This is a genomic window from Bacillus sp. (in: firmicutes) (assembly GCA_017656295.1).
Lineage (GTDB): Bacteria > Bacillota > Bacilli > Bacillales > JACDOC01 > JACDOC01.
In genome coordinates, this window is sequence record JACDOC010000019.1 from 1 (window position 1) to 14,885 (window position 14,885).

Consider the following 14,885-nt stretch of genomic DNA (forward strand, 5'->3'; position numbering starts at 1 on the left):
CGGTTTGATGAGGGGAAACTGAAAGTAGAAAGAGACAGCAGAAGCTGTCCCTTTTGAAATCAGTTTTCTACTCTACTATAAAGTAAACATACACGGCTAATGGAAATAGCACATACATTATAAAACGAGAAAAATGATAATTTTTTGAATGTTGTATGCAAAAGGATTTTTCCGGATACAATGGAAGATATGGAGGTGGATGGGATGGAATCAACTGCTTTTACCGAAATGAGTGAGCGATGTGCAATCTGTGAAACACAGAAAATACAGGGGATCCATGTTAATCATGTGTATATTTGTAATGATTGTGAGCGCAAAATGATTCAAACAGACACGAATGACCCGGAATATCGGTATTTTGTACAGCAACTAAATAAGGCGTTTAAAACGCATATTTGTTCCTAACCAAACGTCTCATTTGTTTGGTTTTTTATTTTAGAACTAACATTTTCAATACATAAAATACTGTTAAAATAGAAGATGTGTATTATCTTAATGGAAGGGAATAAAGATGCCTCAAAATCGAACTCCGCTAATGGATGCGGTCCAACAAGTGATAAAAAAGAATCCTATTTCTTTTCATGTCCCTGGTCATAAGCATGGACAACTGTTTGATGGGGCTAGTTTAGCTTTTAAACAACACCTCTTACAATATGATTTGACCGAGTTGAATGGTCTCGATGATTTGCATGCTCCAGAAGCGGCCATTATGGAGTCGCAACAGTTGCTAACGAAATTTTACAGAACGAAAGCAAGCTATTATTTAGTCAACGGTAGTACAGCGGGGAATTTAGCGATGATATTAGCTACCTTTCGTGAGGGGGACCGGGTGCTTGTTCAGCGCAATTGTCATAAGTCTGTATTAAATGGTCTCGAGTTGGTAAAGGCAAATCCTGTGTTTATTGCTCCTACATATGACGAAACGTATGGAGTTCCTCGTGGGGTCAATGTCCAGACAGTTCGCGAAGTATGGAAGCAGTACGATGATATTAAAGGAATTATTTTAACGTATCCCAATTATTACGGAATGATATACGAACTAAAAGACATCATTGACTTTGCCCACGAACAACATGTTCCTGTTTTAGTCGATGAAGCCCATGGGCCACACTTTGTGCTTGGCTCTCCTTTTCCGAAAAGCGCTCTCCAATTAGGGGGAGATATCGTAGTCCATTCGGCTCATAAAATGCTTCCGGCGATGACGATGGGAAGTTTTTTACATATTAATAGTGATCGTGTGAGTAAAGAACGAATCGAGCACTTTTCATCGATTTTACAAACGAGTAGTCCATCATATCCGATTATGATTTCCTTAGAATGGTCTCGTTTGTATTTAGAACAATATTCCTTGGAAGATATAGAATATACAATGAACATGGTGACAACATTCACTAACGAAATTAAAAAGATGGATGGTTTCGATATTTTATTAGGTGATGATCCGTTAAAGCTCCTTCTTCGAGCTGAAGGTTATTCTGGATTTGAATTGCAAGCATTTTTAGAGGATTATGGTATTTATTCTGAATTAGCTGATCCTTATCAAGTGTTATGGATTTTCCCACTATTAAAGAAGGAACATACATATCCTCTTCATCGTGTAATTGACGTATTGGCTCGACTTCCTAAAAAAACAATGTTCAAAAGACGAGTCAATAAGTTTTTTATTCAACAAGTCACCGAGCTTGCTGTGCCGATACATCAGCAGCAATTGGAAACTGGTGAATGGGTACCATTGAAAAAAGCAATTGGTCAAATTGCGGATGGAATGGTCATTCCCTATCCGCCGGGGATTCCACTACTTCTTCGCGGCGAACGAATTACCGAAGAAATCATTGTTGAAATTGAGCAATTATTAATGGAAGGATGTCATTTTCAAGGAAGCATAAACAAACAAAATGGGACGATCCGAATTATGAAAGTTTGAGATATGTGCGAGTGTCAAAAGGTGGTGTTAAAGATGAGAAAAGGCTTATTTATTACGTTTGAAGGGCCGGATGGGGCGGGAAAGTCAACCGTTATCCATCATGTAGGAGAAAAGATCAAACAAAATGGAACCCATTTATTAATAACAAGGGAACCTGGAGGAATTGAGATTGCCGAGCAAATTCGCCAAGTCATCTTAAAAAAAGAAAATACGGCAATGGATTCTCGGACAGAAGCTCTGTTATATGCAGCAGCGCGTCGTCAACATTTAGCTGAAAAAGTGATTCCTGCTTTAAAAAGCGGTATCCATGTTTTCTGTGACCGATTTATCGATAGTTCACTAGCATATCAAGGCTATGCACGAGGTTTAGGTATTGAAGAAGTGTATCGGATTAATGAATTTGCGATTGATCAATATATGCCGGATATCACGTTTTACTTAGACGTTCCACCGGAAATTGGGTTAAAACGAATCGAAAAGCATCACGGCCGTGAAGTGAATCGATTAGACTTAGAATCACTTGATTTTCATCAAAAAGTAAGAGAAGGATACCAATTATTAATTCAGCAATTTTCTGAGCGGATCATCGTTATTGATGCGACACAGTCGCTTGAAAAAGTTGTGCAAGATGTCTATGAGCATGTGGAGAAGGTCATTCACGAATAAAAAGTTGAGGTTCTTAATCAATTCGATTAGGAGCCTTTTTTATATGGCTATGTTATATTTCATTGTTGATTTTTAACAAGTTATCCACACGGCGGCGACTCCAGCGGGAACAAGAAGCCGCAAGACCCATACTTGAGCGTAGCGAGGGAAGTGGCTTGCGGCTTGCCCGCGGAAAGCGTCCGCCTGAAAGCGAAATGTAAAAATATCAACAATATCATTTAACAAAACCTTTTTATAAAAAATGGTTTTACGCTTGTCTAAGCAGGCAGGAATGACCATGTCATAGAAAGAAAATAATTGATATAATAAAGGATAAGATCTTTCTGTTGGCCGTAGAGAGGAGGAAGTTTCGCTAATGAAACTGATTTTAGCCGTGGTCCAAGACCAAGATAGTAATCGATTATTACAAGCGCTAGTCGAAAATAATTTTAAAGCTACCAAATTAGCGAGTACCGGCGGCTTTTTAAAATCCGGGAATACGACGTTTATAATTGGAACGGAAGATATCCGAGTGGAACGGGCGTTACAAATAATTAAAGATAACTGTCAATCACGTGAACAACTGGTAGCACCAGTTTCACCAATGGGAGGAAATGCCGATTCTTATGTCCCATATCCGGTGGAAGTCGAAGTCGGAGGCGCCACGGTTTTTGTCTTGCCAGTTGAAGCGTTTCATCAGTTTTAAGCGAGAATTTCCTATATTCACATAGTCGGAGGCAATGATCATGAAAATTAATCACGATGTTCGTGTTGGTATGGATAAAATTCGCAATGAAACAATTACAGCTTCGACCACAACAAATCAATTTGCTCAATATGTTGTACAACAAGAGAAAAAATTACAAAGGGAACAACTGCACCGATTAATGATGGAGATTGATGAAGTAGGAGAGCGTTTATCTCGCTCCCGAAATTTTAAAGATTTAGCGAAATTTAAAACATTAGTGAAGCGGTTTGTTCGGGAAGCGGTAGAGTTTGGGATGGACTTGCGTCAATCGCATACGTTTAATCAATTTGGCGAGGGTCGAAGATTAAACATTGTCGAAACGATTGATGAGAAGTTAGTAGAATTAACGGAAACGGTGTTACAAAAGGAAAAGCAGTCCATAGACGTATTGGATCAAATCGGAGAAATTAAAGGACTATTAATTAATTTATATACGTAAGCGAGTGAGTCATTGTGACAACATGGGAACAGTTTGAAAATGTACAGCCGATTGTGATGCAAATGTTAAAAAACAGTTTGCGAAAAAATCGTACGGCTCATGCCTATATGTTTGAAGGGATGCGAGGAACCGGTAAAAAGGAAGCAGGGCTCTTGTTTGCCAAAAGCTTGTTTTGTCAACATGTAAAGGAAGGTTATTTACCGTGTGAAGAGTGCCATCATTGCAAACGTATTTCTAACGGCAATCATCCCGACGTTCATATCATTGAACCAGACGGGATGTCCATTAAGAAGGAACAAATAAAAGCACTGCAAGAGGAATTTACGAAAACCGGTGTCGAATCGAAAAAGAAGTTTTATATGATTGTTCATACGGACAAAATGACCACAAATGCGGCGAATAGTTTATTAAAGTTTCTAGAAGAGCCAAACTCAGAGACGACGGCGGTGTTAGTCACTGAACAAATTCATCGTATATTACCGACCATCATTTCCCGTTGCCAAGTGATCTCCTTTCACCCATTACCAAAAGATGTGCTTCAACAACAATTAGAACATGCGGGAGTGCACCCTCATTTTTCTGCTCTTTTGGCTCAGTTAACGAACAATACAAAGGAAGCGTTACAATTATCCAACGATGAATGGTTTGCACAAGCAAGAAAGATAGTGTTAAAATTATATGAAGTCCTTCATAAATCACCATTTGAAGCGATGGTATTTCTACAAATGGAATGGTATGAGCATTTTAGAGACAAGCAGCAGCTGGATCTCGGTTTAGATTTGTTGTTGCTTGTGTATCGCGACGTGTTGCATTATCAACTTGGAAAAGAAGCGTATCTTTTCCCAGATCAACAAGAAAAGCTCCAGTCTAGTGCCTTGCACGTGTCTGGAAAGAAGATCACCGAACAAATGAGCAGTATTTTAGAGGCAAAACGTCGTTTACATGTAAATACCAATACTCAGTTATTAATGGAACAACTTGTTCTAAAGTTACAGGGGGGATCTTCCTTTGTATGATATTGTAGGTGTACGTTTTAAAAAAGCCGGTAAAATTTATTATTTCGATCCTGGAGATCTTCCAATAGAAAAAGATGATTACGTGATCGTGGAAACGGTCCGTGGAATAGAATACGGGAAAGTCGTTGTTGGACGAAAACAAGTGGACGAAAACGATGTCGTATTACCTTTAAAAAAGGTGATTCGCATTGCCGACCATAAAGATCGATTAATCGTTGAAGAGAATAAACAGGCAGCGGCTGAAGCATACGATATTTGTATGGAAAAAATCACTGAACACCAACTAGAGATGAAGTTAGTTGATGTCGAATATACGTTTGATCGTAATAAAATCATCTTTTACTTTACAGCTGATGGACGGGTAGATTTTAGAGAACTGGTAAAAGATCTTGCTTCCATTTTCCGTACACGTATCGAGCTACGACAAATTGGTGTGCGTGATGAAGCCAAAATGCTTGGCGGAATCGGTCCTTGTGGCCGAATGCTTTGCTGTTCTACTTTCTTAGGTGACTTTGAACCGGTATCGATCAAAATGGCGAAAGATCAAAATTTATCACTTAATCCAACAAAAATATCAGGATTATGCGGCCGATTAATGTGTTGCCTAAAATATGAAAACGACGAATATGAGTCTGCAAAAGAACAACTTCCGGATTTAGGAGAAATGATTGAGACTCCTCATGGTACTGGAAAAGTCGTTGGATTAAATATTTTAGAGCGGGTATTACAAGTTGAGTTGACCAATCAAGAACGAGTTCTAGAGTATACGCTTGAAGAAATTTTAAATCACGGTGCCATTTCAACCCAAGCCGCTGATTGATGAGGTGGATTACGTGGATAAAAAAGAGTTATTTGATTCGGTTAGTCATATGGAAATGCAAATTGGGCAATTATATCAACAATTAGGGGAACTAAAGCAAAAAATTGCTGAATTACTAGAAGAAAATAACTCCCTAAAGATTGAAAACGACCATTTACGTCGTCGATTAGAACGGTCTGAAAAGACAGAGTTAACAAAATTAGAAAAAAAGAATCTCTCTCGTTCAAAAGACGACCAGGATAAATCAATTGATATTGGCGAGGGTTATGATAATTTGGCACGGTTATATCAAGAAGGGTTTCACATTTGTAATATCCATTTCGGTAGTCCACGTAAAGATGAAGACTGTTTATTCTGTTTGTCTTTTTTAAATAAAAAATAAGTCATTTTTTGCCTTCCATTGTCGGAAGGCTCTTTTTTCGTAAGGTTCGAACAATGATTGGGGGCAGATGAGATGATTTCATTAAAGGATGATGAACGTTTAGATTATTTACTGGCCGAAGATTTACGTATTATTCAAAGTCCGTCAGTGTTTGCCTTCTCGTTAGATGCGGTGTTACTCGCTCGATTTGCCTATGTTCCGATTCAAAAGGGAAATATTATCGATTTGTGTACGGGTAACGGTGTGATTCCACTATTACTCAGTACTAGAACAAAAGGCACCATTACTGGTGTGGAAATACAGGAACGGTTATATGATATGGCGGTACGTAGCATTCAATATAATCAGTTAGAGGACCGTCTACATATGATTCACGGGGATTTAAAAGATATGCCAAAACAACTTGGGTATGGAAAATTTGATGTTGTCACTTGTAATCCGCCGTACTTTCCTACCCCTTCAAAAGACGAGATTAATGAAAACGAACATTTAGCTATCGCTCGACACGAGATTTACTGTACGTTGGAAGATGTGATTAAAACGAGTAGCGACCTGTTACGCCAAGGTGGAAAGGCAGCTTTTGTTCACCGACCTGGGCGTTTGATGGATATTTTAACGTTGATGAGAAAATATCGTTTAGAACCGAAGCGCCTTCGATTGGTGTACCCGAAGCAAGGAAAAGAAGCGAACACGATTTTAGTAGAAGGAATAAAAGACGGAAAACCAGACTTAAAAATTTTACCGCCGCTTTTTGTCTATACCAATCACAACGAATATACAAAGGAAGTGCGTCACATTTTATATGGAGAACAAGCATAACCACTTTTTTTATGTGCTAAAGTGTCGTGATGGGACCTTTTATGGAGGATATACATCGAATCTTCAGCGTCGTATCAAACAACATAACGAAGGAAAAGGTGCAAAATATACACGCGGGCGAACGCCAGTGGAGCTTCTTTATTGGAAAGCTTATGCGACAAAGGGAGAAGCATTACGAGCGGAATATCAATTTAAGCAATTAAAGCGAAAGGATAAAGAACGGTTCATTGAGAAAGCGAGGGACCATGATGAACAGACAAAAGAGCTACGAAAAGAATGATGCAACAGGAACTTTATATTTAGTGCCAACTCCCATTGGGAATTTAGAAGACATGACGTTTCGAGCGATTCGGATGTTAAAAGAAGTCAATGTCATTGCAGCGGAAGATACAAGGAATACAAAAAAATTAGCTAACTACTTCGAAATATCAACACCGATTGTAAGCTACCATGAACATAATAAAGAAAGAAGCGGCCAGCAACTAATAGAACGGTTAAAAAACGGAGAGGATGTAGCGTTAGTCAGTGATGCGGGGATGCCGACCATTTCCGATCCTGGAGTTGAATTAGTTCAACAAGCAATTGCCGAACAAATTCCCGTCGTTCCATTACCGGGAGCCAATGCTGCTCTTACGGCGTTAATTGCTTCAGGAATAGCAACACAACCTTTTTATTTTTACGGATTTCTTCACCGAAATAAAAAAGAGAAAAGAGAAGAACTGGATCAATTAAAAAATCAAAAAGCTACGTTAATCTTTTATGAAGCTCCTCATCGACTAAAAGAAACGCTTCTCCTTATGAAAGAAGTGTGGGACGACCGCCAAATCGTTCTTTGTCGTGAATTAACGAAAAAATTTGAAGAGTTTTTGCGTGGGACTCTTACAGAAGCAATTGAATGGGCGTCTTCGGAAGAGGTCCGTGGTGAATTTTGTATCGTCGTTGAGGGAGCGAAAGAGGGAAGTTCAGAAAGTGAAGATGAGATGTGGTGGACGCCGTTGTCTATCATTGAACATGTACATGCTTATATCGAAAACGAACAGATGTCGGCGAAAGATGCGATTAAACAAGTAGCCAAAGATCGTTCGATGCCAAAACGGGAAGTATATCAATTATATCATCAATAATAAGAAAGGAGGCTTTTTATGTGCCTCCTTTATTCGATATGTGTAGTGAATGGTGGTAGTGTTGATGATAAGGATTGTATTGTAAAAATTAATCTAAGTTAAAAGTGCTTTTAATTTCTTTCATTAATTGTTCTGCGCCTTCACGGCTTAAGATTAGTTTTCCATCAGCAAACTTCACGTTGTCATCAGAAACTTCGCCAGTAACTTGGCAAGTCATGTTCGGCTTATATTTTTTAAGAATAATTTTTTCATCGTCTACGTAAATTTCTAAAGCGTCTTTTTCAGCAATACCAAGTGTACGACGTAATTCAATCGGAATAACCACACGACCAAGTTCATCAACTTTACGAACAATACCAGTAGATTTCATGTTTACTATTTCTCCTCTCGATTTTTTTTTCTATTATAATTCGTCATTATTCGACATTTTTCTTAAGATGTTTTTATCATACCAGCCATTCCCATATTCGTCAATAATTTTATCCATCATTTTTTTTTATATTTTTTTCCAATAAGATGTTGATATATCAACGTTTTATACGCTATTATGTTGAATTCATAATATTTTGTGAATAATTTTTTGTAATTAATTTGGAAAAAAGAAATTCGACAAAGTGGTTAAAATCTTTATTTTTTTCGACAAAATCCGACAAAAACGTCGACGAGTTTTCTTTAAGGGAAAAATGTTGACGAGAACAGCTATCTGAAGTTGCATAATTGTCATATTTTATGTATATTTTGGAGATATAAGAGGTATAGTTGTGGTATAAAAGGTTGGAACGCCCTGTTAGTCTTCGAAGAAAAGCTCTCGCATTGGGCGAGAGCTTTTTCACTTATCCTTTTACATACGGAAACGTTCAACCTTTTTTTATAAATACGCCATAACAAAGGTTTTAGAAATGAATTAAAGGAGGGTAAAAGATGAAAGAAAAAAAGACGTTTTATTTAACGACACCGATTTATTACCCAAGTGGGAATTTACATATTGGTCACGCGTACACGACCGTGGCAGGTGATGCAATGGCCCGTTATAAAAGAATGCGTGGGTATGACGTTATGTTTTTAACCGGAACCGATGAGCATGGGCAAAAGATCCAACGAAAAGCGGAAGAAAAGGGAGTTACACCGCAACAATATGTAGATGAAATTGTTGCTGGTATTCAAGAGCTCTGGAAAAAGCTTGATATTTCTTATGATGATTTTATTCGGACAACGCAAGAACGACATAAAAAAGTTGTCGAAAAAATATTTAAGCGCTTAATTGATCAAGGTGATATTTATTTAGATGAATATGAAGGTTGGTATTGTACCCCTTGTGAATCGTTCTTTACCGAACGGCAACTCGTAGACGGCAATTGTCCTGACTGTGGACGCCCAGTAGAGAAAGTCAAAGAAGAATCGTACTTTTTTAGAATGAGTAAATATGTGGACCGCTTGTTAGAATACTATGAGAAAAACCCACAATTTATCCAACCAGAATCTCGGAAAAATGAAATGATTAATAACTTTATTAAACCAGGTTTAGAAGATTTAGCTGTTTCACGGACGACGTTTGATTGGGGAATTAAAGTTCCTGGTGATCCAAAACATGTCATCTACGTGTGGATTGACGCGCTGACTAACTACATTACGGCTCTCGGTTATGGTACGGATAATGAAGAAAAGTTTCGAAAGTATTGGCCAGCGGATGTACATCTCGTCGGAAAGGAAATTGTTCGTTTCCATACGATTTATTGGCCAATTATACTTATGGCGTTAGATTTACCGTTGCCAAAGAAAGTATTTGCTCACGGCTGGTTATTAATGAAAGATGGAAAAATGTCCAAATCAAAAGGGAATGTTGTTGATCCAGTAACGCTCATCGATCGTTACGGACTTGACCCATTACGTTACTACTTACTTCGAGAAGTACCATTTGGTGCAGATGGTGTATTTACGCCAGAAGGATTTGTCGAGCGAATTAACTTTGACTTAGCTAACGATTTAGGAAACTTACTAAACCGTACGATTGCGATGATGAACAAATATTTTGATGGAGTCATTCCAACTTATACTGGTTCTCAAAACGAGTTTGAAAAAGATTTAGTGCGAATGAATGAGGAATCTGTTAAAAAGTATGAAGAAGCGATGGAAGACATGCAATTCTCTGTTGCCTTATCAACTGTATGGCAATTAATTAGCCGCACGAATAAATTTATTGATGAAACGCAACCGTGGATTTTAGCGAAGGATGAAGCGAAACGAGAAGAATTAGGTCGCGTCATGGTTCATTTAGCGGAATCTCTTCGACGTATTGCGGTGTTACTCCAACCGTTCTTAACCGAAACACCGAAAAAAATATTCCAACAACTCAATATTACAGATCAAGAACTCATGACATGGGAAAGCTTGCAATCTTTTGGCCGTATTCCTGAAGGCACTAAAGTTGTAGGAAAAGGAGAACCAATCTTCCCACGCTTAGATTTAAATGAAGAGGTTGAATATATCAAACAGCAAATGCAAGGTAATACCAAACAAGATGAGAAAAAGGATGACAAAAAAGAAGAGAAAGCGGACATGATTTCCATCGATGACTTTATGAAAGTCGAACTGCGTGTGGCAGAAGTTATTCACGCGGAGCCTGTAAAAAAAGCTGACAAATTATTAAAGCTACAACTCGATTTAGGGGATGAAAAACGACAAGTAGTATCCGGTATTGCGAAATACTATCAACCAGAAGAGTTAATTGGGAAAAAGGTCATTTGCGTAACAAATTTAAAACCGGTTAAATTACGTGGAGAATTATCTGAAGGAATGATTTTAGCTGGTGAAAAAGACGGAGTATTATCGTTAGCTTCTGTAGACCAATCTTTACCAAACGGAGCAAGAGTAAAATAATAATGTTATTCTAAAATAACATAGAGATGTTTCACGTGAAACATCTCTATGTTTTTGTTTAATCTTTTTTTTGTTCATAAAAAGCGATAATATAACATGATTTTTTGTTTTCAATTTTTTTGGGTATGTAATTAAAAACTGTGAAAAAAGACATTATATATATAGTAGAAAATAATATAATTTTCATATTAATAAAATAAGTAACAAGAAGGAGTGAGTCATCGTGTTATTTGATACGCACGTTCATTTAAATGCCGATCAGTTTGAAGAAGATGTTGAACAAGTGATAAAACGTGCCAAAGAGGTTGGCGTCGACAAAATGGTAGTCGTTGGATTTGATCGAAAAACAATTGAAAAGGCAATGAAGCTCGTGGAAACATTCGAAGGACTTTATGCGAGTGTCGGATGGCACCCGGTTGATGCCATCGATATGACGGATGAAGATTTAGTATGGATTGAAGAGCTCACAGGGCATCCAAAAGTAGTCGCATTAGGAGAAATGGGGCTTGATTATTATTGGGACAAGTCGCCAAAAGAAGTTCAGAAAGAAGTGTTTCGAAAGCAAATTCAATTAGCCAAAAAAGTAAAACTTCCAATTATTATTCATAACCGGGATGCGACGCAAGATGTCGTTCAAATTTTAAAAGAAGAGAAGGCCGAAGAAGTAGGAGGAATTATGCATTGCTTTAGCGGAAGTGTCGAAACAGCTAAGCAATGCGTAGATATGAATTTCTATATTTCACTTGGTGGACCTGTGACCTTTAAAAATGCAAAAAAACCGAAAGAAGTAGCGAAAGAAATTCCGCTTAATCGATTATTAATTGAGACGGACTGCCCTTATTTAGCTCCCCATCCGTACCGAGGCAAGCGTAATGAACCGGCCTATGTAAAATTAGTAGCTGAACAAATTGCTGAACTTAAAGAAGTATCTTACGAGGAAGTCGCAAAACAAACTTATGAAAATGCATTAAAATTATTCGGCATCAATCGATAAGAAATGTTGTCGGAATTTATAAAAAATTGTCTTTTTGTTTCCTTTTTCACTTAAATTCTACAAACAAAGAATTGCTCATGAAAAGCCTTGTCGAGAAGTATTCCTTCCATTTTTTTAGACCGTATAGCATAATAGGTAATATCTTCAAAGTTAGAGTAGTAGGTTGACAGGGGGAGGGATACTCTATATAATCTCTCGGAGAGAAGGAGGCGTTTTTCATGAGCAATTTTAGGAGCATGAAAAGCCTGTTTTCGGAGTCGATGAGTACAAAGAAATGGCTAATTGCTATTAGTAGTTTCGTAGTTTTGGTGGCGGTTGTAGGGATTCTTTTTTACGAAGGAACAAAGAAAACAATCGCGGTTGAATTAGATGGAGAAAAGAAAGTCGTTAATACACATGCAGATACAGTCAAAGAATTGCTTGATGAATTAAATATTTCTTTCGACTCAGCCGACTACTTGTTCCCCTCGGCAGATACCGTCTTAACAAATGACGCCACTGTTGTATGGGAACCGGCAAAACAGGTGACCCTTTTCCTAAATGATGAACCAAAAGCGGTAGAGACAACTGCAGATACTGTTGGTGATTTGTTAAAAGAGCAAAATCTCGACCTCAATGAGCATGATATAGTTGAACCGAATATTGATCAAAAGATTACCGAAGGCATGGAAATTGCGATCAAGAAAGCATTTGAAGTAACGCTTATTGATGGTGGAAGCGAGAAGAAAGTTTGGTCCACTTCGACTACGGTCGCTGACTTTTTAGAGCAACAGGAAATCAAACTAAATGATTTAGATAAAGTAAACGTTGCTTTAGATAGCGTTGTTAATGCAAATGATGTAATCGAAATCATCCGAGTTGAAAAAGTCACCGATGTAGTGGAAGAACCAGTTGATTATGCAGTTGTCACGAAAAAAGATTCGAAATTATTAAAAGGACAACAAAAAGTTATTCAATCTGGTCGAAAAGGGTTAGTGTCCAAAACCTATGAAGTCGTATTAGAAAATGGAAAAGAAGTTTCTCGAACGTTAGTAAGTTCAAAAACGATTAAGGAAAGTGTTGATAAAATTGTGGCTGTCGGAACGAAAGTGTTAACGGCTGAAGCGTCCCGTGGCCAATCGTCAAACGGGAAAGAACTTGTTGTTACAGCAACAGCGTATACCGCTTATTGTAACGGTTGTTCCGGTATTACCGCAACGGGGATTAATTTAAAAACGAATCCAAATATTAAAGTTATCGCTGTTGACCCTAGCGTGATTCCGTTAGGTACGAAAGTATATGTCGAAGGTTACGGTTACGCAGTTGCGGCAGATACCGGATCGGCGATTAATGGATACAAAATTGACGTATTCTTCCCAACGAAATCTGAAGCGTATCGTTGGGGCAATCGAAAAGTCAAAATCAAAATTTTGGACTAAATTAAGCAGAGGGGGTTCCTTCTGCTTTTTTCATTTAGGAACTGAGGCGGTATAATAGACGATGAACAAAATATTACTTTCATTACATTAGACGAACAATATGACAAAAATGTTTCAATTTTTTTAGGAGGAAAAATGAAAATTAAAGAAATTATTGTGGTGGAAGGGAAAGATGATTCGGTAGCTATTAAGCGGGCCGTTGATGCGGATACCATCGAAACGAACGGGTCGGCTATATCGAAACATACGATTGAACAAATACGATTAGCACAACAAACCCGGGGAGTGATTATTTTTACTGACCCGGACTTTCCTGGAGAAAAAATTCGTAAAACGATTGCTGAACAAGTACCGGGGTGTAAGCACGCTTTTTTAAAAAGGGAAGACGCCAAGCCTACATCCGGTAGAGGGATTGGGATTGAATATGCAACGCCTGATGCCATAAGAGAAGCACTTCAAGGGGTTCATATGATGGAGCAACCTCTTGAAGAATGGATTACCGCCCAAGAGCTTTTAGATGCGGGGCTCATTGGTGGAAATAAAGCAAAAGAGCGCCGTGAAAAGCTGGGGGAAAAATTAAAAATCGGATATACAAATGGCAAACAGCTCCATAAGCGACTGCTAATGTTTCAAATTACAAAAGAAGCGTTTGAACAAGCTTTAAGAGAAGTACTACAGGAGGAACAAGATGCATAAAGATATTGCGACACCAAATCGAACAAAAGAAATTTTACAAAAATACGGCTTTTCCTTTAAAAAGAGCCTCGGTCAAAACTTTTTAATAGACCCAAATATTTTACGGAAGATTACCGATGCTGCAAACCTTACCCAAGAATCAGGGGCGATTGAAATTGGCCCAGGAATTGGTGCCTTAACTGAGCATTTAGCACGAGCTTGCAAAAAAGTGGTGGCCTTTGAAATCGACCAACGATTGTTGCCGATCTTAAATGAAACACTCGCTCCGTATTCAAATGTAGACATTATCCATTCCGACGTGTTGAAGGCCAATGTCAAAGAAATCATTCATGAGCGGATGGCAGGAATCGAAGATATCATGGTGGTGGCGAATTTACCGTACTATGTAACTACACCGATTATAATGAAATTGTTAACAGATAACCTTCCGATTCGCGGATTAGTAGTGATGTTACAAAAAGAGGTTGCCGATCGGATGACCGCTCGTCCTGGAACGAAAGATTACGGTTCATTATCGATTGCGGTTCAATATTACACGGATGTGGAGATCGTGATGAACGTGCCCAAAACCGTGTTTGTTCCTCAACCTAATGTGGATTCAGCTGTTATACGATTAACCCGTCGGTCGACTCCTCGAGCTGTCGTAAAAGATGAGTCTTTCTTTTTCCAGGTGACGAAAGCATCTTTTGCCCAACGTCGGAAAACGATTTTTAATAATCTTTCAAGTCAACTTCCAAGCGGAAAAGAAAAAAAAGAGGCGATTTTGGCAGCACTTGAACAAGCGAATATTGATCCAAAACGAAGAGGGGAAACGTTAACGATTGAAGAATTTGCTCGTCTATCGGATCTATTATATCCTTATTTCCAGTAATCAGTCATCTATGGATGACTGATTTTTTATTTGACAGAAACCCACTTTTTTCGTTAATGAACACACCACTCAAGCCCCTTGTGCATAGCTTATGAAAGAATAGTGTCATAGT

18 protein-coding genes are annotated in these 14,885 nt (G+C 38.2%); 17 read left to right on the forward strand and 1 reads right to left on the reverse strand.

Annotation, left to right across the window (positions count from 1 at the left end; all coding sequences use genetic code 11):
• The first annotated feature begins 204 nt into the window (after positions 1–204).
• The 12 genes from H0Z31_12690 to rsmI all read left to right on the forward strand — a co-directional run bounded on the left by H0Z31_12690 (position 205) and on the right by rsmI (position 7,917).
• Entirely contained in the window at positions 205–405 is a 201-nt protein-coding gene (locus H0Z31_12690) for a sigma factor G inhibitor Gin (GenBank protein ID MBO8178299.1), read from the forward strand.
• 106 nt (positions 406–511) lie between these two features.
• A complete protein-coding gene (locus H0Z31_12695; protein ID MBO8178300.1) occupies positions 512–1,924 on the forward strand; it encodes an aminotransferase class I/II-fold pyridoxal phosphate-dependent enzyme in 1,413 nt (470 codons plus the stop codon).
• Positions 1,925–1,957: 33 nt separating this feature from the next.
• A complete protein-coding gene (locus tag H0Z31_12700) occupies positions 1,958–2,590 on the forward strand; it encodes a dTMP kinase (GenBank protein ID MBO8178301.1) in 633 nt (210 codons plus the stop codon).
• A gap of 62 nt (positions 2,591–2,652) precedes the next feature.
• Entirely contained in the window at positions 2,653–2,790 is a 138-nt protein-coding gene (locus H0Z31_12705; protein MBO8178302.1) for a hypothetical protein, read from the forward strand.
• Between the two features lie 155 nt (positions 2,791–2,945).
• Positions 2,946–3,275, forward strand: coding sequence for a cyclic-di-AMP receptor (locus H0Z31_12710; GenBank protein ID MBO8178303.1), 330 nt, complete (start codon positions 2,946–2,948; stop codon positions 3,273–3,275).
• 40 nt (positions 3,276–3,315) lie between these two features.
• The gene (locus H0Z31_12715) at positions 3,316–3,756 is read left to right on the forward strand and encodes a YaaR family protein (protein ID MBO8178304.1); all 441 of its coding nucleotides are present in this window, start codon (positions 3,316–3,318) and stop codon (positions 3,754–3,756) included.
• A gap of 11 nt (positions 3,757–3,767) precedes the next feature.
• Positions 3,768–4,772 carry a DNA polymerase III subunit delta' gene (gene holB / locus H0Z31_12720; protein ID MBO8178305.1) on the forward strand — a complete coding sequence of 335 codons (1,005 nt, stop codon included), beginning with the start codon at positions 3,768–3,770 and terminating at the stop codon, positions 4,770–4,772.
• Positions 4,765–5,592, forward strand: coding sequence for a stage 0 sporulation family protein (locus H0Z31_12725; protein ID MBO8178306.1), 828 nt, complete (start codon positions 4,765–4,767; stop codon positions 5,590–5,592). The genes holB and H0Z31_12725 overlap by 8 nt, the downstream gene beginning before the upstream one ends.
• A 13-nt stretch (positions 5,593–5,605) precedes the next feature.
• Positions 5,606–5,974, forward strand: a complete 369-nt coding sequence (yabA, locus tag H0Z31_12730) for a DNA replication initiation control protein YabA (GenBank protein MBO8178307.1) — start codon at positions 5,606–5,608, stop codon at positions 5,972–5,974.
• 72 nt (positions 5,975–6,046) lie between these two features.
• On the forward strand, positions 6,047–6,793 hold the full coding sequence (locus H0Z31_12735) for a tRNA1(Val) (adenine(37)-N6)-methyltransferase (GenBank protein ID MBO8178308.1): 747 nt from the start codon (positions 6,047–6,049) through the stop codon (positions 6,791–6,793).
• Positions 6,777–7,073, forward strand: coding sequence for a GIY-YIG nuclease family protein (locus H0Z31_12740; protein ID MBO8178309.1), 297 nt, complete (start codon positions 6,777–6,779; stop codon positions 7,071–7,073). The genes H0Z31_12735 and H0Z31_12740 overlap by 17 nt, the downstream gene beginning before the upstream one ends.
• Positions 7,039–7,917 carry a 16S rRNA (cytidine(1402)-2'-O)-methyltransferase gene (gene rsmI / locus H0Z31_12745; GenBank protein ID MBO8178310.1) on the forward strand — a complete coding sequence of 293 codons (879 nt, stop codon included), beginning with the start codon at positions 7,039–7,041 and terminating at the stop codon, positions 7,915–7,917. The genes H0Z31_12740 and rsmI overlap by 35 nt, the downstream gene beginning before the upstream one ends.
• An 88-nt stretch (positions 7,918–8,005) precedes the next feature.
• Here the strand turns inward: rsmI and H0Z31_12750 are convergent, their stop codons facing one another.
• Positions 8,006–8,287 carry an AbrB/MazE/SpoVT family DNA-binding domain-containing protein gene (locus H0Z31_12750; GenBank protein MBO8178311.1) on the reverse strand — a complete coding sequence of 94 codons (282 nt, stop codon included), beginning with the start codon at positions 8,285–8,287 and terminating at the stop codon, positions 8,006–8,008.
• Positions 8,288–8,838: 551 nt separating this feature from the next.
• On the opposite strand from H0Z31_12750, the gene metG reads away from it, so the two are divergent.
• The 5 genes from metG to rsmA all read left to right on the forward strand — a co-directional run bounded on the left by metG (position 8,839) and on the right by rsmA (position 14,773).
• Complete coding sequence (gene metG / locus H0Z31_12755; GenBank protein ID MBO8178312.1) at positions 8,839–10,794, forward strand: methionine--tRNA ligase; 1,956 nt, start codon at positions 8,839–8,841, stop codon at positions 10,792–10,794.
• A 223-nt stretch (positions 10,795–11,017) separates the two neighbouring features.
• Positions 11,018–11,788 carry a TatD family hydrolase gene (locus tag H0Z31_12760; GenBank protein MBO8178313.1) on the forward strand — a complete coding sequence of 257 codons (771 nt, stop codon included), beginning with the start codon at positions 11,018–11,020 and terminating at the stop codon, positions 11,786–11,788.
• A 236-nt stretch (positions 11,789–12,024) separates the two neighbouring features.
• Complete coding sequence (locus H0Z31_12765) at positions 12,025–13,206, forward strand: DUF348 domain-containing protein (protein MBO8178314.1); 1,182 nt, start codon at positions 12,025–12,027, stop codon at positions 13,204–13,206.
• A gap of 135 nt (positions 13,207–13,341) precedes the next feature.
• The gene (rnmV, locus tag H0Z31_12770; GenBank protein ID MBO8178315.1) at positions 13,342–13,902 is read left to right on the forward strand and encodes a ribonuclease M5; all 561 of its coding nucleotides are present in this window, start codon (positions 13,342–13,344) and stop codon (positions 13,900–13,902) included.
• Positions 13,895–14,773 (forward strand): 16S rRNA (adenine(1518)-N(6)/adenine(1519)-N(6))-dimethyltransferase RsmA, encoded by an 879-nt coding sequence (gene rsmA / locus H0Z31_12775; protein ID MBO8178316.1) that lies wholly within the window; start codon positions 13,895–13,897, stop codon positions 14,771–14,773. Before rnmV ends, rsmA begins: the two co-directional genes overlap by 8 nt.
• Positions 14,774–14,885: the final 112 nt, after the last annotated feature.

Bases quoted from the DNA above. Each gene is read 5' to 3' on its own strand.
- H0Z31_12740 (MBO8178309.1), top strand. From the start codon at position 6,777: ATGGAGAACAAGCATAACCACTTTTTTTATGTGCTAAAGTGTCGTGAT.
- H0Z31_12765 (MBO8178314.1), top strand. From the start codon at position 12,025: ATGAAAAGCCTGTTTTCGGAGTCGATGAGTACAAAGAAATGGCTAATT.
- H0Z31_12690 (MBO8178299.1), top strand. From the start codon at position 205: ATGGAATCAACTGCTTTTACCGAAATGAGTGAGCGATGTGCAATCTGT.
- H0Z31_12715 (MBO8178304.1), top strand. From the start codon at position 3,316: ATGAAAATTAATCACGATGTTCGTGTTGGTATGGATAAAATTCGCAAT.
- metG (MBO8178312.1), top strand. From the start codon at position 8,839: ATGAAAGAAAAAAAGACGTTTTATTTAACGACACCGATTTATTACCCA.
- H0Z31_12695 (MBO8178300.1), top strand. From the start codon at position 512: ATGCCTCAAAATCGAACTCCGCTAATGGATGCGGTCCAACAAGTGATA.
- H0Z31_12735 (MBO8178308.1), top strand. From the start codon at position 6,047: ATGATTTCATTAAAGGATGATGAACGTTTAGATTATTTACTGGCCGAA.
- rnmV (MBO8178315.1), top strand. From the start codon at position 13,342: ATGAAAATTAAAGAAATTATTGTGGTGGAAGGGAAAGATGATTCGGTA.
- H0Z31_12710 (MBO8178303.1), top strand. From the start codon at position 2,946: ATGAAACTGATTTTAGCCGTGGTCCAAGACCAAGATAGTAATCGATTA.
- rsmA (MBO8178316.1), top strand. From the start codon at position 13,895: ATGCATAAAGATATTGCGACACCAAATCGAACAAAAGAAATTTTACAA.
- H0Z31_12700 (MBO8178301.1), top strand. From the start codon at position 1,958: ATGAGAAAAGGCTTATTTATTACGTTTGAAGGGCCGGATGGGGCGGGA.
- rsmI (MBO8178310.1), top strand. From the start codon at position 7,039: ATGATGAACAGACAAAAGAGCTACGAAAAGAATGATGCAACAGGAACT.
- H0Z31_12750 (MBO8178311.1), bottom strand. From the start codon at position 8,287: ATGAAATCTACTGGTATTGTTCGTAAAGTTGATGAACTTGGTCGTGTG.